The organism is Pseudovibrio sp. Ad37 (genome assembly GCF_001623075.1).
GTDB lineage: Bacteria > Pseudomonadota > Alphaproteobacteria > Rhizobiales > Stappiaceae > Pseudovibrio.
The window spans coordinates 43,519-61,400 of sequence record NZ_LMCF01000092.1; the positions used below are offsets into that span (position 1 = coordinate 43,519).

At 50.4% G+C, this 17,882-nt stretch carries 17 protein-coding genes and 1 tRNA gene; 11 read left to right on the forward strand and 7 right to left on the reverse strand.

What is annotated here, in order from left to right; all coding sequences use genetic code 11:
- Positions 1-427 precede the first annotated feature (427 nt).
- Both PsAD37_RS14990 and PsAD37_RS14995 read left to right on the forward strand, forming a co-directional pair.
- On the forward strand, positions 428-733 hold the full coding sequence (locus PsAD37_RS14990) for an ETC complex I subunit (RefSeq protein WP_057465385.1): 306 nt from the start codon (positions 428-430) through the stop codon (positions 731-733).
- An 81-nt stretch (positions 734-814) separates the two neighbouring features.
- A tRNA-Arg gene (locus PsAD37_RS14995) sits at positions 815-891 on the forward strand.
- A gap of 273 nt (positions 892-1,164) precedes the next feature.
- On the opposite strand, the gene PsAD37_RS15000 is transcribed toward PsAD37_RS14995, so the two are convergent.
- Genes PsAD37_RS15000 through PsAD37_RS27605 form a run of 3 tightly spaced genes read right to left on the reverse strand, consistent with a single transcriptional unit; the run spans position 1,165 to position 3,050 of the window.
- Positions 1,165-2,268, reverse strand: coding sequence for a nitrilase-related carbon-nitrogen hydrolase (locus PsAD37_RS15000; protein ID WP_063296836.1), 1,104 nt, complete (start codon positions 2,266-2,268; stop codon positions 1,165-1,167).
- Between the two features lie 48 nt (positions 2,269-2,316).
- On the reverse strand, positions 2,317-2,481 hold the full coding sequence (locus tag PsAD37_RS29420) for an amidohydrolase family protein (RefSeq protein ID WP_084407826.1): 165 nt from the start codon (positions 2,479-2,481) through the stop codon (positions 2,317-2,319).
- A complete protein-coding gene (locus PsAD37_RS27605; RefSeq protein ID WP_084407828.1) occupies positions 2,478-3,050 on the reverse strand; it encodes an amidohydrolase family protein in 573 nt (190 codons plus the stop codon). The genes PsAD37_RS29420 and PsAD37_RS27605 overlap by 4 nt, the downstream gene beginning before the upstream one ends.
- A 758-nt stretch (positions 3,051-3,808) precedes the next feature.
- On the opposite strand from PsAD37_RS27605, the gene bioB reads away from it, so the two are divergent.
- From bioB to PsAD37_RS15035, 5 genes are read left to right on the forward strand one after another with little or no spacing between them, the layout of a single operon-like run.
- Positions 3,809-4,801 (forward strand): biotin synthase BioB, encoded by a 993-nt coding sequence (bioB, locus tag PsAD37_RS15015; RefSeq protein ID WP_063296858.1) that lies wholly within the window; start codon positions 3,809-3,811, stop codon positions 4,799-4,801.
- Complete coding sequence (locus PsAD37_RS15020) at positions 4,785-5,924, forward strand: 8-amino-7-oxononanoate synthase (RefSeq protein WP_063296838.1); 1,140 nt, start codon at positions 4,785-4,787, stop codon at positions 5,922-5,924. Before bioB ends, PsAD37_RS15020 begins: the two co-directional genes overlap by 17 nt.
- On the forward strand, positions 5,921-6,559 hold the full coding sequence (gene bioD, locus PsAD37_RS15025) for a dethiobiotin synthase (RefSeq protein ID WP_063296839.1): 639 nt from the start codon (positions 5,921-5,923) through the stop codon (positions 6,557-6,559). Before PsAD37_RS15020 ends, bioD begins: the two co-directional genes overlap by 4 nt.
- A complete protein-coding gene (locus tag PsAD37_RS15030; RefSeq protein WP_063296840.1) occupies positions 6,559-7,818 on the forward strand; it encodes an adenosylmethionine--8-amino-7-oxononanoate transaminase in 1,260 nt (419 codons plus the stop codon). Before bioD ends, PsAD37_RS15030 begins: the two co-directional genes overlap by 1 nt.
- Positions 7,805-8,797 carry a beta-ketoacyl-ACP synthase III gene (locus PsAD37_RS15035; RefSeq protein ID WP_063296841.1) on the forward strand — a complete coding sequence of 331 codons (993 nt, stop codon included), beginning with the start codon at positions 7,805-7,807 and terminating at the stop codon, positions 8,795-8,797. Before PsAD37_RS15030 ends, PsAD37_RS15035 begins: the two co-directional genes overlap by 14 nt.
- A gap of 112 nt (positions 8,798-8,909) precedes the next feature.
- On the opposite strand, the gene PsAD37_RS29170 is transcribed toward PsAD37_RS15035, so the two are convergent.
- The gene (locus tag PsAD37_RS29170; RefSeq protein ID WP_244272531.1) at positions 8,910-9,794 is read right to left on the reverse strand and encodes a cytochrome c family protein; all 885 of its coding nucleotides are present in this window, start codon (positions 9,792-9,794) and stop codon (positions 8,910-8,912) included.
- 25 nt (positions 9,795-9,819) lie between these two features.
- Between PsAD37_RS29170 and PsAD37_RS15045 the strand changes: the two genes are divergently transcribed.
- The 3 genes from PsAD37_RS15045 (at position 9,820) to PsAD37_RS15055 (ending at position 11,741) form a co-directional block, all read left to right on the forward strand.
- Complete coding sequence (locus PsAD37_RS15045) at positions 9,820-10,416, forward strand: RNA polymerase sigma factor (RefSeq protein WP_244272532.1); 597 nt, start codon at positions 9,820-9,822, stop codon at positions 10,414-10,416.
- Entirely contained in the window at positions 10,413-11,174 is a 762-nt protein-coding gene (locus PsAD37_RS15050) for a hypothetical protein (protein ID WP_063296843.1), read from the forward strand. Before PsAD37_RS15045 ends, PsAD37_RS15050 begins: the two co-directional genes overlap by 4 nt.
- 108 nt (positions 11,175-11,282) lie before the next feature.
- Entirely contained in the window at positions 11,283-11,741 is a 459-nt protein-coding gene (locus tag PsAD37_RS15055) for a MarR family winged helix-turn-helix transcriptional regulator (protein WP_063296844.1), read from the forward strand.
- A gap of 32 nt (positions 11,742-11,773) precedes the next feature.
- On the opposite strand, the gene PsAD37_RS15060 is transcribed toward PsAD37_RS15055, so the two are convergent.
- From PsAD37_RS15060 to PsAD37_RS15070, 3 genes are all read right to left on the reverse strand, one after another.
- A complete protein-coding gene (locus PsAD37_RS15060) occupies positions 11,774-13,714 on the reverse strand; it encodes a TonB-dependent siderophore receptor (RefSeq protein ID WP_063296845.1) in 1,941 nt (646 codons plus the stop codon).
- Positions 13,715-14,020: 306 nt separating this feature from the next.
- The gene (locus PsAD37_RS15065; RefSeq protein ID WP_063296846.1) at positions 14,021-14,515 is read right to left on the reverse strand and encodes a ferritin; all 495 of its coding nucleotides are present in this window, start codon (positions 14,513-14,515) and stop codon (positions 14,021-14,023) included.
- Between the two features lie 145 nt (positions 14,516-14,660).
- The gene (locus tag PsAD37_RS15070; protein ID WP_208991894.1) at positions 14,661-15,521 is read right to left on the reverse strand and encodes a helix-turn-helix domain-containing protein; all 861 of its coding nucleotides are present in this window, start codon (positions 15,519-15,521) and stop codon (positions 14,661-14,663) included.
- A 262-nt stretch (positions 15,522-15,783) separates the two neighbouring features.
- On the opposite strand from PsAD37_RS15070, the gene PsAD37_RS15075 reads away from it, so the two are divergent.
- Entirely contained in the window at positions 15,784-17,820 is a 2,037-nt protein-coding gene (locus PsAD37_RS15075) for a TonB-dependent receptor domain-containing protein (protein ID WP_063296847.1), read from the forward strand.
- Positions 17,821-17,882 lie beyond the last annotated feature (62 nt).

Below are 17,882 nucleotides of genomic sequence, written 5' to 3' on the forward strand. Positions count from 1 at the left end.
GTGTTGCCCTCAAATGAGCGGGCACCAGAAAAACACTCGAGGAACTTTGTGTATTGAAGCTACCTTCAAGCGCTTTTATTTCCGGTGAACGCTCAGTTCGCGCGCAAACTAGTTTTGTCTCCGGTATATTTCAAGTTAAAATTACCTATAAACTTTGGAGAAGTAACTAGTCACAGAAATATCACGAAAGCTTCGCAATTTCTTAATTAAAATTCGCCCAACGTCAAGTCCGGTAATACTGGAAATAAAACCGCAATTATTGCACTTAAGGTCGCAATGAGTGCATCTATAGCTATTTACTAAGAGAAATCGGTATAGCTTGACCAAGTGCATTGACACCAATGGCATAATTGGAGAAGAAACAGGAAAACTGGTATATCGCGTTGGAGAGTGTGTTTCCGAATCCAATGCGAAAAAGAGAGGTTATATGGTAGCTCGCATTTACAATCCAGCCAAAACTGCAATGCAGTCCGGAACAGCCAAAACCAACAACTGGGTGCTGGAGTTCGATCCACAGTCCCCAAAATCCATTGATCCGCTGATGGGCTATACTTCATCAGGTGATATGAAGCAGCAGGTAAAGCTGAAGTTCCCGACTAAGGAAGAAGCGGTCGCCTACGCAACACGCAATAATGTTGCATACCGCGTTGATGAAGAAAGCAAACGCAAGCATCGCCGCGCATCCTATTCAGATAATTTCCGTTTTGACAGATTATCTCCGTGGACACATTAAGTTTCAGCATTGAGATTATTCTCTAACGGCCTTATGAAACATCCCACGCAACGGGCGATCCACTCGCCCTTGCGAAAGCGCGGTCCCTTAGCTCAGCTGGATAGAGCACCGGCCTTCTAAGCCGACGGTCGCAGGTTCGAATCCTGCAGGGATCGCCAATTTTTTCAATGGCTTAGCTGTTTCGTCCAGAAAGCAGACCCGACCGTTTTACAGTAATGTTCCCTTTTAGCCCTACTCGCTCCCATGACTTGAGTTTGAGCCATGTTTGACTAATGTTTCCCTGGGATGCTGTCTAGGTCTTTGATGTCACGCCAATACTGAGTAACAATCTATCATCTGCCTAACCCTCATGCTGCATCCATCGCTTTTCTGCAACAAAGTTTCAAGCCACCACTCGTCCGCGGCTTTCCACGCGTATTGGTGTGCATACATCATTTATCCTTGATGTTTGCTCCGACAACGCGCTCTTCCCAACCCGGAGCTGATGGAGGTGTAAAGATCCCTCGCGCGATCATGAGGTGCACCTGTTCTTGAAGTGCTTTTGTGTACTGCGGTGTATTGTAAGCTGTTTTATCCTTGTTCATGTTTGCAGGCAGAATAGGCTTTTCGTAGATCTTTTGGATGACCTCAGTCCGTAGATCTTTGATCCAATTCGCAACCTGTGCTGAGATGCGAAACTCTCGAAGTGCTTCGACATCAACTTCGCCCGCCATATAAGAGTCTGCCGCCACGGTCTTTTGCGAAAGGACCTGCCCATCATATCTGATGATCTGGGATCTCCCATCTGACATGCTAATAGGTTCATCTCCGAGATTAACACTAGCTGTCGCCATTTGGGACGCGACAACATACATTGTGTTGAACAAAGCGTGCGCTTTATTTTGGATCTCATATGCTTCCGAATACGGGCTTGGTAGATTCACACGACACAGTATTTCGGCGCCATTCATAGCGAGACCGCGAATATACTCAGGATAGGAGCCGTCCATAGCCACACTTATGCCGATCTCAGTCTTCGCGACAGGGAAAAATGCATCCAAGCCAGATCCAAACATTTCTTCCCATTGCTCCATAACATCATGAGGCGTTGAACAATGTTCGCCGGGATACAACACAGAGTTTTTTGTATGGCGGAGGATAATTTCACCTTCTGGGTTAAACAGGATACCTTCATTGAAATAGCGCCCTGGAAACTCTGGGCGATAAGTTCGAACTCCTGCAACGAGATATACTCCATACTGCTTGGCTAACTCACCAAAGCGAGCCATCTCAGGGCCGTCAGCAGTAAGCGCAATCTTGTCGATATACTCATTGGGATCCATATCATAGAGTTCATCCGGGAAGCCTTGCACTGCCGCTTCCTGTAACACGACCAGCTTTACCTGTTTTTTTGTGGAAGCGAGCCAAACCGCCGCACCAATCAACGCGTCAATCCGATCGAAAACACCATCCATTTCATTGCGATTCTTCACAAAGACGTAATTGAATGTGAGGCAGACCGCATTGTATGGAGCAATGTAAGATTGGTTCGTCATCTGAAGTCTCCTCATCAATTAACTTGGTACTGTCTGCATATTTGAATGCTAAAGCTTCATCAGTTTGCGGGCATTTTCTCGGCCAATGTTCTGTAGGTTGGCAGAATTGATATCAAGCGCGTCGAACCACTGTGCTGCTGCAACTGCATCCTCGTAAGGGTAGTCGGTTGAAAACAGCAACCGATCAGCACCAAGTAAATTCAATGTAATCATGAAGGATTGTGTACTGAAATTTCCGGCAACCGTAGCAAAAAAATATGCCGAAAATAATACGAGATTTCCTTCTCCGCTTCGTAACCTTTGGAGAAATCTTGCAACCAACGATCTGAGCGCCACACTGTAAAAGCATAAGCTTCTGCTAGGTGACCAAGTACGATGTTTAAGTTGGGATGCCTGTCGAATAAACCTGATCCGATCAGTCTATAAGAATGCAGGAGTGTTTCCACCGCAAATCCAAACACCGGCCCCAGCATAAATTCATGCCCTTTGTACGCGCAAGTTTCACTAGGCATCGCCGGATGAAGATAAAAGGGCACATTAAGCTCTTCAACCGTTTGCCAGAACGGAGCATATTCAGGGGTATCGTAGTAGATGGCGCGGCCATCATCCATTCGGCTGTATCCGTCAACCAAAGCCCCAACAAAGCCGAGTTTATTGACGCACCTAGTCAATTCTTCTATCGCGGCCTCCGGATGGTGCATTGGCAGGGCAGCAAAACCGGAGAACCGCGACGGGTTCGCGGATACTTTTTCAGCAAGATAGTCGTTGTAGCGGCGCGCAATACCTACAACCTCACCTTCAGGGGCTCCCTGACAACTTGCGCGAGGGAAAGAACCATACGTTCGATACCTGCCTCGTCCATGGCTTCGAGCCGCTTACTCCCAAAGTCACTGCCGCATTAGTATATCCGATCAATCCACTCTTCGGTTGCTCCAGCAGCTCCCATCGGTGCGACATCACTGCGTGACATCACATAGTGTTCTTCAAGTCCAATCTTGTTTCGCATTTTAGAGTTCGCCTCTATCACTTGGCTTTAGTGCACGAAGAAAAACTCACCTAACGGATTAAGAAGTAACAACGAGCACAGAAAATAAGGATAAGATTAAATGGCGTATACGAGTAATAGGTTTAATCGTATCAGGTCTTTTTCGATGCCAAAGTACACAACTAGACCTGTATCTATCATTAACATCAAGCCACTTACTATTTATGGGATATTTAGTGTCATATTCATCAATATATTTACCTGACATTACTTAATTAGTAGATATATGTACTAAATTTAAACATTATAATTATTAAGATGGGGCTAATCAAGACAACTCACCTTCTTCAGATGCAGCTTTTTGTTCCAATGTGGTCAAACCAAATAAAATCTTCAGTTTTGAAATGCTCAAAATCCCAGCGAAACTGAGGGGATGTAAGGTGTTCAATCAGTGGCAGTTTTAATAAATTCCTCTAATAGATCATTGTGCACGCCACATTTTTGCTGTAATTGACGGCAAAACACGCCCTAGGGGAAATCAACGAGTTGAACTGCGTGCAAAAATCATCTGACATTCGTACGAACTGGACGCGTGAAGAGGCTGAGTCTCTTTACAACCTGCCGTTTAATGACCTGCTGTTTAAAGCTCACTGCGTTCATCGCGAGCATTTTGATCCCAATGAGGTCCAGCAAAGCCAGCTCTTAAGCATCAAGACAGGCGGTTGCCCGGAAGATTGCGCTTATTGCAGCCAGTCGGCTCGCAACAACACCGAGCTCTCCGCCTCAAAGATGCTTGAAGTGCAAATGGTGCTTGAAGAAGCCAAAAAGGCGAAAGAAGGCGGCGCAACCCGGTATTGCATGGGTGCAGCCTGGCGCTCTCCGAAAGATCGCGACATGCGCGCCATTGAATTGATGGTGGAAGGTGTCAAAGATCTTGGCATGGAAAGCTGCATGACGCTTGGCATGCTGACGCCTGAGCAAATTTTGCGCCTCAAAGATGCTGGCTTGGATTATTACAATCACAACATCGACACCTCAGAGCGCTACTACAGCGAGGTTATTACAACCCGCAAGTTCTCAGATCGTATCTATACTCTGAATCTGGTCAAGGAATCCGGCATTAAAGTCTGTTCTGGCGGCATCGTCGGCATGGGTGAAAAAGATATGGATCGCCTCGATATGCTGGTTTCTCTGGCGACTCTGGAAGAGCATCCGGACAGTGTGCCGATCAACATGCTTATTCCAATTGAAGGCACACCGCTGCAGGACGCCGAACCGGTTGACCCGATTGACTTCGTTCGCCTGATTGCTGTTGCGCGTGTCATGATGCCAAAATCTCATGTTCGCCTGTCAGCAGGCCGGACAGAAATGTCTGATGAGACGCAGGCAATGTGTTTCTTTGCTGGAGCAAACTCCATCTTCAAAGGCGAAACACTGCTCACCACAGACAACCCGGAAGACTCCAAGGACGCAGCTTTGTTCAAACGCCTTGGTATCCGCCCTATGGGGCTGAAAAGCTGTGCGGCTGAGCATGAGCCTGCTGAATAAGCACCAAGGAGCGCTCGAGCGTCTGGCAGAACGGGGCAGGTCCCGTTCTCTGCTCAAAGCGCATGGCTGCGATTTCTCGTCCAATGACTATCTGGCGCTGACAACAGCGCCAGAAATGCGTTTAGCGGCAGAAAACGCTCTTGCCCGTGGTGTCAGTCTCGGCGCAGGCGGCTCGCGCCTCTTGCGCGGCAATGATCCTGAACACGAGGCGCTTGAGCTGGAAGCTGCAAAACTGTTCAACACTGAGCGATCCCTTTTCTTTGGTGGGGGATACAACGCCAACATGGCGCTGTTCTCAACCCTGCCGCAGCAGGGCGACCTTGTCCTGCATGACAGCCTTATCCACGCCAGTGCACATGACGGCATGAAGTTGGGTGCAGCCCAGTCCATGGCCTTTAAGCACAATCAGGTTGAGGATGCGCTGGCACGTATTACCCAGTGGCGCCAACAAGGCGAAACAGGGCGGATCTGGATCGCCTGCGAAAGCCTTTACAGCATGGATGGTGATCAGGCTCCAATCAAGGACCTGATGGACCTCGCTGACACACACGATGCATTCTTGCTGGTAGATGAAGCCCATGCAACAGGCGTGCTGGGTGAGGGCGGCAAAGGCCTGGCAGCAGAGTTTGAAGGCCGCGAAAACATCATTTCGCTCCATACTTGCGGCAAAGCTCTTGGAGCCTCAGGCGCACTTGTTTGCGGACCTGCTGTTCTGATCGACTATCTCATCAACCGTGCGCGCGGGTTCATCTATGCAACCGCGCCATCGCCTCTGGTCGCAGCCATCGTGCGTGCCTCGCTAAAGCTGGTGCAGGATCAGCCAGAACGACGTGACCAGCTTGCTGACCTCGTGGCCCATGCAAATGCTGAGATGAACCGTGTGTGCGGACAAAAGGGCCGCGGAACGCATATTCTTCCGTTCCTTATTGGCAACGACAAACGCACTATGCAGATTGCAAAGGCATTGCAGGAACGCGGCTTTGATATCCGCGGCATTCGCCCGCCAACTGTACCACGGGGCACATCCCGCTTGCGAATTGCGTTGACCTTGCATGCAAGCAAGCAAGATGTATCCAGCATGTTTGAAGCGTTTGCTGAAGAAATGGACCTTGTTCCGTCATGACAAAACCAATCGTAGTTACCGGAACTGATACCGGTATCGGCAAAACAATTTTCTCTGCAGCGCTAACACAGGCACTGGCCGCCACTTACTGGAAGCCCGTTCAATCCGGACTGGAAGAAGAAACCGACACACAGGCCGTGGTGCGTCTGACAGGCTGCAGAGCACTGCCAGAGACATACCGTTTGCAGGTTCCCGCTTCTCCGCATTTCTCAGCGGAAGCAGAGAATGTTGTGATCGACACGGAGAGCCTGACAATGCCTCAGGTCGATGGACCGCTCGTTGTTGAAGGGGCAGGTGGCCTCATGGTGCCGCTCACACGCGAGACGCTGTACATTGATCTCTTCAAAAAGTGGCAGGCACCAATTGTGCTATGCGCTCGCACTGGCCTTGGCACCATCAATCACAGCTTGCTTTCCATTGAAGCGCTGCGAGCACGTGGCTGCAATCTGCTCGGCATCGTGTTTATCGGTGAGGAAGTGGCAGATTCTGAGCGTACGATCGCAGAGTATGCAGGTGTCAAAAAACTTGGGCGCTTGCCACTGCTGAAACAAATCACCCCAGAAACAATAAGAACAGCGTTTGCAGAGAATTTCCGTCTGGAAGACTTCTGTCTGCAAAACGGGGAGAACGTATGATGTCCAAGCGCTCACCAATCTGGCATCCCTTTACTCAGCATGCTGTGCTGACGGAAATGACCAAGATTTCAGGCGGCTCTGGCGCTTACCTGACGAAGGATGATGGTGAAAAGCTGCTTGATGCCATTGCCTCCTGGTGGGTCGTAACCCACGGCCATTGCCATCCCCATGTTATTGGCGCGATCAAGGAACAGGCTGAGAAGCTGGATCAGGTGATCTTTGCAGGCCATACCCACGAGCCCGCAGAGCGCCTTGCACAACAGCTGCTCAAATGCACACCTGACGGGCTGGACTATGTCTTCTTCTCAGACAGCGGCTCCACCAGCGTGGAAGTGGCACTCAAAATGGCGCTCGGCTACTGGCATCATCTGGGCGCAAATCGCCAGCGCATCGTCGTCATGGAAAACAGCTATCACGGCGATACCATCGGCACCATGTCCGTTGGCGAGCGTGGCGTTTTCAACCAGCCTTATAATCCGCTGCTGTTTGATGTGGCCAAAGTGACATTCCCAACTGCAGGCAATGAGCAGACTACAATCGATGAGCTGGAAAAGCTTTGTGCGCAAGGCGATGTCGCAGCCTTCATAGTTGAGCCACTCGTTCTGGGTGCTGGCGGCATGCTGATGTATTCCGCTGAAACCCTACGGGCGCTTTATGAGGTCTGCAAGAAGCGTAACGTCCTGTTCATCGCTGATGAGGTGATGACGGGCTGGGGCCGTACAGGCAAGATGTTCGCTTGTGAGCACGCCCAAATCACACCAGATATCGCGTGCTATTCCAAAGGTCTGACGGGTGGTTCTCTGCCTCTTGCCGTTACCATGTGCTCCTCAGCAATCTATGATGAGCATTATTCCATGGACAGAAGTAAAACCTTCTTCCATTCCAGCTCTTACACAGCAAACCCAATCGCCTGCGCCGCTGCTGTCGCCAATCTGGAAATTTGGGAAAATGAACCAGTCTATGACCGCATAGCAAAGCTCATGCAAATGCAATCCGTAGGCCTTGCGCGCTTCAAAGACGATGGCCGTTTCACCAACATCCGTCAAACCGGCATCATCGCCGCTATGGATATCAACGTGAAGGATCACGGATATCTGTCTGACATCGGCCCGCGCCTCTATGAGTTCTTCAAGTCAAAGAACCTGCTGCTGCGCCCGCTTGGCAACACACTCTATTCCATGCCGCCATACTGCGTCACTCAAGGCGATATTGACCAGATCTACGATGCAATAGCTGAGGCTGCTGATGAACTCCTTTAAGGACCGCGGCGGACTAATCGGCTTCGGGCATTACGCACCAGAACGCCGCGTACTGAATGCGGAAATCGAGCAGGATCTGGGACTGGAAGAAGGCTGGATCGAACGCCGCACAGGCATTCGCGAGCGCCGCTATGTCTCGTCAGACCAAGCGCTGACAGACATCGCCCTGCCAGCAGCTCAAATGGCCATTGAAGACGCAGGTATTGATCCTGCTAAAATCGGCCTGACACTGCTGGCAACCAGCACACCAGACCATCTTTTGCCACCCTCAGCACCTCTGCTCGTGCACAAACTGGGGCTGCCAAACTCCGGTGGCATCGATATGGCAGGCGCTTGCGCAGGATTCCTCTACGCACTCGCCATGGCAGATGCCTATGCCAAAGCGCAAGGCATTGCGGTTCTCGTCGTCGCAGCCAATATCTTAAGCCGCCGCATCAACCCGGTAGAACGCGCCAGTCGCGTGCTATTTGCCGATGCTGCTGGTGCCGTTGTGGTTCTGCCACCAGCACATAAAGAGCAGGGCATCCTTGCTGCTGATCTGGCATCTGATGGTGCTTATTACGACCTCATCAAAATCCCCGGCGGTGGCAGTCGCAATCCATACAGACCGGATATGGCCCCCAATGAGTACCTGATGAGCCTGCAAGGCGGGCAGACGGTCTTCGCCAAAGCGGTCAACACGCTCACGGACTCAGCAATGAAAATTCTGGGGCAGGCGGACATCAAACCGTCAGAGGTAGATCACTGGGCACCCCATCAGGCCAACTCCCGGATCATTCAGGCTGTCGGAACCAATCTTGGAATAAACGCCGATAAGACACTGATAACACTGGGGGAATACGGCAATAGTTCAGCAGCCACCATCCCATTCAGCCTCTCCAAGTGTCGGGAAAATCGAAGCTATAAGGCGGGTGACAAAATTCTATTGTCTGCCATAGGCGCGGGCTTCGTCAGCGGGTCCTTGTTGATCGGCATGTAGCAAAAGCGCCCACTCGTGGTGGAAAGACGAGCGGGCGCGTGCGCATCAAACCGCAGTTATTTTGATGCGCTGTCCAGATAAGCCAACAGGTTCTCGATATCTGCTGGCTTCTTCAAACCGGCAAATGCCATACGGTTTTTGGCAAGAATTTCTTCGGCTTGGCGAGAAACTCGGTCAGAGACTCTGTATCCCACGTCACATCAGCACTTGCCATAACCTTGGAATATTTGAAGCCCTCAACAGCAGCGGCCTGACGGCCAATCACACCGTGCAAGCTTGGGCCAACTTTGTTCTGCCCTTCCTTCATGCTGTGGCATGCCTTGCACTTCTTAAAAACCTTCTTGCCCGCCTTCACATCCCCCGCAAACGCCACTTGAACTGGTGCTGGAACCGCAACCGATTCAGCTGCCGCCTGCTTCCCATCTGTTGTCAGCACAAGGCGAAGGGTAACCGGCACCGTCCGTGTAATCCCGTTCAGCTTGGCAAGTGTTTTCAACTGATCCACACCCGCATTCACACCCGCTTCCTCAGTTCCCAAAAACACCATGTCATTGGTAGTCGCTAGAACTTTGCTGTCGGAAATACGCGCTACAAAAACCTCTGTCTCTACCGGGATTTCGGTGCCCAGCAAATTGAGGGTGGCTTCCAGATCAACAACAGTGGTTGCACCAACTGCAAGCTGGTTCAGCTCAGCAGTGTCCAGCTGCGCAGTCAGATCAGCAGACCCGATGCTTTGGAACACGATCTGGCGCATACGCTCATTGCGGATATCGATGTTGGTCTCAACAGAACCCAGATCAATTGTCAGCTGCAGCTTGCCATCTTCCGAGACAGAGCCGGAGAGTTTCTCAAAGCTGTTCACTTCCCCCACGGAGTTCTTTTTGATGGTGCCGTATGAAAGGCGTGAGCTGTCGCTGTCCACGCTCCAGGTTTGTGCAAGGGCACTGCCAGACAACAGTAAAAGCATCGCGGAGGTGCGGAAAAGGGTTTTTACCATAGGTATGTCGCCTTCGTGATTTGATGTGATTGACGATTTTTGGTTGCTATCAATTGAGGAACACACGACAGCTGGCTTTTATTCGATGTATTTTGGAAAAAAATATCAGAAACGTTTTCAAAGTGACCTAATCACCCTCATGCCCCGGCTCTGGCGCTTTGCACTTTCGCTTGCAGGGCAAAAGGATCTGGCGGACGATTTGGTGCAGGCCACATGTCTGCGGGCATTGGAGCGGGAAAGCCAGTTTCAGGCAGGTTCAAACTTTGCCGCCTGGACCATGACCATTTGTCGGTCCATCTGGTTGAATGAAATGCGCAGCCAGCACCTGAGGAAAACCGGCCAGCTCGACACCGCCATCGAATCCAGCCTCATCGACCCGTCTCCATCCCCTGAAACGAATATTTTCGCCGCTGAAGTGTTTAAACAGGTGATGCGACTGCCAGAAGGTCAGCGCTCTGTGGTGGAACTTGTCTTCGTAGAGCAATTCACCTATCGCGAAGCAGCCGCAATTTTAGGTATTCCTATTGGAACGGTCATGAGTCGCTTATCTGCAGCCCGTAAAACGCTTGCACCTTTAAAGCAGGAACAAGCCAACCAGATGAAGAAGGGAGAGCTGGCATGATGTACACCGACGAACACCTACGGTCTTATCTGGCAGGCTCTCTGGACCTTGAAACCGCGCAGCAAATAGAAGTGGATCTGGAGAGCGATCCGATCCTGGAACAACGCCTGCTGGCACTTGAAGGCCTGCTCCCCGTCGTTCAGCAAGGCTTTGCAGAGATCCCTGACGCTGATCACCTGAAACAGCTGGAAGACAAGATCTTCGCACAGCCAATCCCTGCAAACGATCATGCAGTCGCTCCAACCTTTGTCCGCACATGGGGCACCCGCGCAGCAACGCTTGTGATTGGCTTGGCCATCGGAACAGGCCTCATGCACTGGGCAGATGACACAACTGACTGGCGGCAGGAAGTCGCAAGCTATCAGGCGCTTTACGTCAAAGAGACAATCGCATCCCTGAACAGGTCCGAGGATGAACTGAAACAAGAGCTGGCTGAAGCCTCAACCGCTGTAGGCCAGCAGCTGAACCTTTCAGACCTCAATGATCTGGAAGGCTTGAAACTACTGCGAACCCAGGTTCTGGGCCATGAAGGCGCACCACTCATCCAGATCGTCTTTGCAGACCCCAACGGTGCCCCGGTTGCATTCTGCATCCTCAAAGACACAGATGCCGCCGGAACCATCATGCAATCCACCAGCCTCAAAGGCATGGCCTCCGCTGACTGGACCGGCAACGGCTATCGTTACCTCGTTATTGGAGGCCAAAACCAAAGCCGCATCGACACCGTCGCCGAGCAAATCCACTCCCGCGTTTTGTAGGCAAGGAGAGCATCACACAAATCTTTCTGTCAGTATCTGTCAGAGCAAGCGCCGCGGGGAGGATCAGTATGCTAGGTCTTTCGGATTGCTGACTGGGACTTTGCGTTGATGAAAACATACGACGAGATTGAAACGGAGACTGAAGATAAGCTTGCAAGCCGTGTCTGGTTTCACCTGATGCGGGCCCACCGCTATCTTTACCCACGCTTTGAGCGCAGTTTGCGAACGCATGGCATTGATAACCCGGTCTGGTATGAAATTCTGCTGGAGGTTGAACGTGTGGGAGAGCAGGGGGCAAAGGCCTCTGACTTGCAAGACCATCTGCATATGGCGCAGTTCAGCATGTCACGGCACATCGCCCGTATGGAAAATAAGGGGCTGATTGAGCGTCGTCCAGATAAAGAGGACGGACGCGCGCAGCTGATTTTCCTGACACCTCAAGCGGCCCATGCCCACGAGGAAATCTGGCCGCATTATTTCAAAATCATCCAGCAGGAAGTCGGAGAACGTCTCACCAAGAAAGAGGCGTTTGAGCTTTTCAAACTGCTGACCAAGCTCTACGAATAAAAAGGGCCGCTAAACAGCGACCCCAATATCTCTTAAAACCTGTAGTTCGCCGTCAGACTGAAGGACCGCCCCGGTTCCTTCAGAGTGTTTACTGACTGGTAGTCACCACCATACGTTCCGCGATCTGAATAATCCTCATCAAAGATGTTGTTTGCCTCAAGTCGAAGCTTCAAACCATCAACCTGCTCTGGTTCGTATTCCGCAAACAATCCGACAACTGCATAGCCATCCAGTGTTCGATTGGAGTCACCAGATCTTGTGTCATAATCGAATGCCCCTTGCACATCTCCACCGATTGTCAGATCGTAGTCTTCCAGTTCATGAGAAACGTTGAAAGCAATGACTTGTCCCAGTGGGGCAACAAAGTCCTGAGCAACATAGGAGTCAGCTGCATTGCCATCGACTTCGACACGCGTGTTGGAATAAGTGATTTTTGCCGAACCTGAGGCCCACTTATAGCCCGCAGCCAAGTTGAAGCCTTCGGTAAGAACATCGACATTAGCGTCGCGCGAGCGCGCATCGCTAATGTCAGTTCTGAAGACTTCACCTGAGAGCAAAAAGCCGGAACGTTCAAACTCAAGCCCAGCAGTCACATTGTGAGAACGTGATGGCTTGATATCAGAGTAATCCCATGAGGAACTGAAGGTATAATTGTCTTCAAGTGCGATCCCACCAAAAACAGTAGCATATCCTGCTTTAAGCTTCAGTCCCTCCAAGACCTCATAGGATGCCGAGCTGTTGCCACTCAGACCAGTGACAGAAGTATCGAAATCTCCAAGACCTTCAAAACGCTGATGGTCAAGACGTAAGCCCGCTGACAGTTTCAATGCTGACGATGGTGTCCAACGTACCTGTCCAAAACCGCCAAAGTTATGAGCAACCTCTTCCAAATCAGAGGATGGGTCATCGTAGTTTGCGGTCTTCCTGTAAAAATCAAATCCGGTTGTGAAGCCAATATCCTCAGTTAACCGGAAAGTGTTTGCAACTTTGCCGTTCAAGGTATTGGAAGTCCCGTTGCTTCCATGTGGCACAGGCACATCAATGTTACTCTCACTGAAGCCAAGCACGATCTCAGGGTCATAAAGGTCTGTTGGTTCCAGATGCTCATAACGGAATGAGAAGCTCTTACGCATCGTATCATAAATGCGGGTCGGTGAAGTGCCTTTGAAAGCACCAAAGTTAGCACGATAAGGACGCTCTTCCTTATCCTTCAGCATCATACCGGAAATCTCAAACCGGTGTCCGCTCTCTGAGGAGTAGCCGGCTTTGAGTAAGCCGGTCTGCAAGTTTGCTCCGGTTCCCGGGATTTCCCAGTCGCCGCCAGAGGTGTAATCCTGCCCCTTGGCGTTTTTAGCGAAGGCCAGAATATCAAAGCCGTTGTGCTCCGCAAAGCCAGTCAGAGCTTGGGAGAACGTGTTGCCGTTTGTATCAAAGCTCAGCGTGGCTTTGCCGCCCATGGTCTCACCATCTTCCAGCAGGTCCAGTGCGTCAATCAGCTGAAAGGCGATCGAACCGCCCAGAGCATTTGGCCCAGAATCAGCTGCAGCAACACCCGCATCCACACGCACCGCACGTAACAGTGCTGGATCAATGGCATTAGCTGTCACATGGTGGAACGCACGGTTGTTTTGCATCGCACCTTCAATGGTCATGTTCAGGTTGAGAGCATCTACACCATTGACGAAGATTTTCTGGGCAATCGGGATACCGCCCCCAACCGTTACTGAGGCATTCTCAGCAAACACATCACGAAGATCGCCCATCTCTGCGGCTTCAATCGCTTGAGTTGAAACGTAGATTGAGGTGTTTCTGTCAGCAGCCACTGCAAAGCGGTCATTGTTGAAACTGTAGACAACAACAGGGTCCAGCTCCTCGCTGGCATCCACACTATCCTGCGCTGCAGCCCCGGTAGAAAAATAAGCACCGTTTAAAACACAAACGGAAACAAGCAAACGCCACCGAAGTTTCTTCATTAGGATCCCCACCCGCATATTGGCCGTATTACCTACGGCGAATCAAATATGAGATAATTACTCATGTTTATGCGCGAGGGTATATTGGAGCGCAATTATAGATGCAAATGCATCTATATCTATAAACCTGTGCGATTTGATCGCTGAATTGAAATCACCATAAAATGCAATGTGTTATGTGATTTTCATCAAAATTTAATCTGTGTGTATCTGCCGAATTTGATAGGGGTGTTCAAACATCACCGCGCACAAAGCAAAAAAAGCCCCCGCTAAAAGTATAGCGAGGGCCTTACAATAAAAAGAGATTTAAGCCTGGCGCTGGCCCATCTGATCATCAAGTGTGAGCAGGTGCCAACGGTCATCACCAGCAGCTTTCACTTGGTCCAGAACACGGCGGAACAGATCTTCTTCTTCAATCTGCTCTTCAAGGAACCAGTGCAGCATATTCTGTGTGCCGTATTCCTTTTCATCATGAGCAAGATCAAACAGAGCATGGATTTGCGACGTGACCTTCACTTCCATCTTCATGGCCAACTCAATAGCAGCCTGAGCTGAATCAAATTCAACAGTAGGAGCGGGTATGCCTTCCAGTGTAACGCGAGAGTCGCGCTTTACGATGAAATCGTAAATCCGCATTGCGTGGTCAGTCTCTTCTTTTGAATGAAGACGGAACCACTTTGCAAAACCTGGCAACTCAATAGAATCAAAGTAGGCAGCCACAGCGAGATAAACGTAAGAGGCACTCAGCTCAGCATTAATTTGCTGGTTAAGAGCTTCTGCGACTTTTGTGTTGAGCTTCATCGGATTCTCCAATCAGTAATTTTGTGGAGACAGATTTGAAGAGCTACAAACTATTCGCTTTGACTAAAGTCAATTTGAGAAGAATTATCTTAGCAATTGCAAGTGATTAGCAGTTTCAGAAATGGCTATTTTGCGAGCTCATGTCCTATGTTCGCCAGGTCTTCGGCGCTGAGCCATAGACCCGTTTAAAGGCATTGCTAAAGCTGGACGGGCTGTTATATCCCGCCATATAGGCAGCTTCAGAAACAGTAATGCCGCCTTTATTGATGGCTTGCCGGGCCTTCTCCAAACGCTGTTTGCGAATGAAATCAGAAACTGTCAGATTGTACTTATCTTTGAAGTGGCGCTGAATGCTGCGTTTGCTGAGGCCCGTTTCTTTGGAGATCCGCTCGATGGAAAGGTCTTCCTCCAGATGCTCCAGCAGAAATTCCCGCACCTTCAATCCTTTGATCCGTAATTGACTGTCCGCTTCCCGCTTCTCGGCCTGTACTGCCCCTTGCAAATGCGCGCAGCTCTGAGACATCAGGCTTAACGCCTCGGCTTGCCGTTGTAGGCCGCTAATTTCATCAGCCCCATCATTGGTCATAGCCAAAATTCGCGCAGCACGGTCTACCATGCGCTCATCTGGCTGCCAGATGAAGTAATTCAGATGGCCATTCATAAAGCTCCGCACTTCCTCAGAAAGAGCAGAGGCCTGAAACCCAATTGCACCGTACCAGTCCGGTTGAGCGGCGATGCCGACCTTGCGCAGGGAGTGCCCGGCTTGACTCGGCTTCAAGCGCAGATTGGCAGGTTTTCGCAGGTTGAACAGCAGCGCCTGAGGTTTGGGTGCTTCGTGATCCCCAGCATCCAGATCAAAATAAACATCATCAATGTAAAACTGCTGCTGACCTTCCAGATAAATGAAAATCTGGAAAATAGGTGAGAGCTCCACCAGACCGTCATGTTCATGGTGGCCCATAGTCTCGTCCAGGACTTTGACTCGGATCTGCTGCTCAATCTGCACGGAAAGTGCCCCCTGACTTTTCAGTGGCGCGAATGAATATGTTTTTGGCGCACACGCCAATGCATTTCCAATCGACGAACACCCCTTCATAAATATATTATGAGTTTTGAAGTCAAGTTTAAAACTTCGTATAAATGAAGTAAGTCCAGCGCGACCTTCCAGCTCACGAACATCTCGGTAAAGAGGTGCCCAAAGTGCTCGCTACATATGCGAGCGCTCATGGCGCTGTGCTGTCGCACGGATACGATTGGAGAATGTTTCGATGTCTAGCCGCGACGTTGATAGAGCACTTAAGAACGCCCGTTTTACGCAAAAAACGCAAATGAACGCACTAAACCTCTTATTGGTTTCAACCGCGCTGACTTGCGCTTCAATGGCGTCCGCACAGGAGAATAAACTGCTGGATGAAGTGGTCGTCACAGCCTCAGCTTCTGAAGTGACCTACAAGAACGCGCCTGCAAGTATCTCCGTTATCACCGCAGAAGACTTGGAAAATCAGGGCGCTCGAGACGTTCGTTCCCTTCTGGAAAGTGTTGAGGGCCTCACTTTCAACAGAGCTGGCAATCTCAACAAAGTGCAGATCCGCGGTCTGAACGAGAATTACACGTTGTTCCTGATCGATGGAAAACGCGTCACCTCTGCTCCAAACGCGTTCCGCGGAAACGACTACGATTCCGGCTGGGTTCCTCTTGAAGCCGTCGAACGTATTGAAATCGTTCGCGGTCCCATGTCCTCGCTCTACGGCTCCGATGCAATTGGCGGTGTTGTCAACATCATCACCAAGAAGGAAACTGAGGAATGGCACGGCTCACTTACCAACGAATATACCCTTCAGGAGAATCGCAAATCCGGTGATTATGGCCGTGCGGGCTTCAACCTTTCAGGTCCAATCCTCAAAGACAAACTCTTCATGAGAACTTACGGCAGCTGGGATTTCCGCCGCAAAGATTCAAGCAGCTTGAACCCTGACAGCTCAAGCGGACGAGCCAATGCAGGGTTCGCCAAAAGCGATAACAAACACCTTGATACGACGGTCACCTGGGACGTAAACGAAGAAAATTCCGTTGATTTCAACGCAGGTTACAGCAAACGCACGCACGATAAGACCACGTTGGACAGGTATTCAGCGGGTATAACTCATCATGGGTCCTACGAATTTGGTGAGACAGAACTGCGTGTCTTTGGCGACCGGATCGACAATTCCTACGGCCACGGAAACGCCGCTGGTGTCGATATGCCGAACACAGCCTATAACTTCAATGGAGACGGCAAAGTCAGCTTTGATGCAGACCTCTTGGTCCCGAACTTCATCACCGTCGGCGCGACTTACCAACATCAATCCCTCGAAGACAAGTATGTCCTTGTAGGCGAGGGTGGATCAGACAACTCCCTCTGGCAAGCCGCTGCTTCCGTTGAAGACCGCCTTGAAATCACAGAGAATTTTGAGGTGACACTCGGAGGCCGTCTGGACAAACACGAAAAATTCGGCTGGAACGCCAGCCCCCGCGTTTACGGCGTTTATCACCTCACGCAAGCCCTGACATTCAAAGGCGGCTGGTCCTCATCCTTCAAAGCACCAACCCTGCTGCAAATGTCCCCAAACTGGAACCAAGTCTCTTGCGGTGGCAGTTGTTTTCTTGGAGGGGCAGAAGATTTAAATCCGGAAGTTGGCAGCAGCTTTGAGGCTGGTTTTAAATATAACGAAGCAAAATGGAGCGCTGGCATAACCGGTTTCCATAATACGATCAAAGACATGATCCAGTTTCCACCTGCCAGAACAGCTGATGTCGCTGTTGCTCAGATTTATTCCAACTATGTTGGCCTTACCGCAGATGGCAAACCGATCTTCAAGTTTGAGAACATTGAAGAAGCCCGAACAATGGGGATCGAGGCCAACCTGACACTGCATCCAACAGATGAGCTAACAGTCTCTGCCAACTACACCTATCTGGACGCGAAAAACACAAGTGCGAATGATGCTCCACTTGCATTCCAGCCAGAGCATACTGCAAACGTCAAACTGGATTACAGTTTCAACGAAAAGCTCAGTTTTGCGTTATCTGCCAATTACGTAGGCGAGCAATACACATCGGTTCCCGCCAACGGAGACATGGCATTCGCACGCAAAGTAGACGGTTACATCACAGCAGATTTCACAGGTCGCTACGACATAACCGAGAACTTCACACTCCGCGCTGGCGTGCTGAACATTGCAGACAATCAAATCCTAAAAACAGACTGGGATGAATTCAATGTCGATGGTCGCCGCTATTTCATCTCAGGCACCACTCGTTTCTGATCTCCAATGATGAAAGAGCAGGGAGGTGGGCCCACGCCCGCCTTCAATACGTATAGGTGTAT

Bases quoted from the DNA above. Each gene is read 5' to 3' on its own strand.
- PsAD37_RS29420 (WP_084407826.1), bottom strand. From the start codon at position 2,481: ATGATTACATTGAATTTACTTGGTGCTGATCGGTTGCTGTTTTCAACC.
- PsAD37_RS29170 (WP_244272531.1), bottom strand. From the start codon at position 9,794: ATGGTAAAAACCCTTTTCCGCACCTCCGCGATGCTTTTACTGTTGTCT.
- PsAD37_RS15030 (WP_063296840.1), top strand. From the start codon at position 6,559: ATGTCCAAGCGCTCACCAATCTGGCATCCCTTTACTCAGCATGCTGTG.
- PsAD37_RS15020 (WP_063296838.1), top strand. From the start codon at position 4,785: ATGAGCCTGCTGAATAAGCACCAAGGAGCGCTCGAGCGTCTGGCAGAA.
- PsAD37_RS15065 (WP_063296846.1), bottom strand. From the start codon at position 14,515: ATGAAGCTCAACACAAAAGTCGCAGAAGCTCTTAACCAGCAAATTAAT.
- PsAD37_RS15000 (WP_063296836.1), bottom strand. From the start codon at position 2,268: ATGACGAACCAATCTTACATTGCTCCATACAATGCGGTCTGCCTCACA.
- bioD (WP_063296839.1), top strand. From the start codon at position 5,921: ATGACAAAACCAATCGTAGTTACCGGAACTGATACCGGTATCGGCAAA.
- PsAD37_RS15035 (WP_063296841.1), top strand. From the start codon at position 7,805: ATGAACTCCTTTAAGGACCGCGGCGGACTAATCGGCTTCGGGCATTAC.
- PsAD37_RS15055 (WP_063296844.1), top strand. From the start codon at position 11,283: ATGAAAACATACGACGAGATTGAAACGGAGACTGAAGATAAGCTTGCA.
- PsAD37_RS15075 (WP_063296847.1), top strand. From the start codon at position 15,784: ATGTCTAGCCGCGACGTTGATAGAGCACTTAAGAACGCCCGTTTTACG.
- PsAD37_RS15060 (WP_063296845.1), bottom strand. From the start codon at position 13,714: ATGAAGAAACTTCGGTGGCGTTTGCTTGTTTCCGTTTGTGTTTTAAAC.
- PsAD37_RS15050 (WP_063296843.1), top strand. From the start codon at position 10,413: ATGATGTACACCGACGAACACCTACGGTCTTATCTGGCAGGCTCTCTG.
- PsAD37_RS14990 (WP_057465385.1), top strand. From the start codon at position 428: ATGGTAGCTCGCATTTACAATCCAGCCAAAACTGCAATGCAGTCCGGA.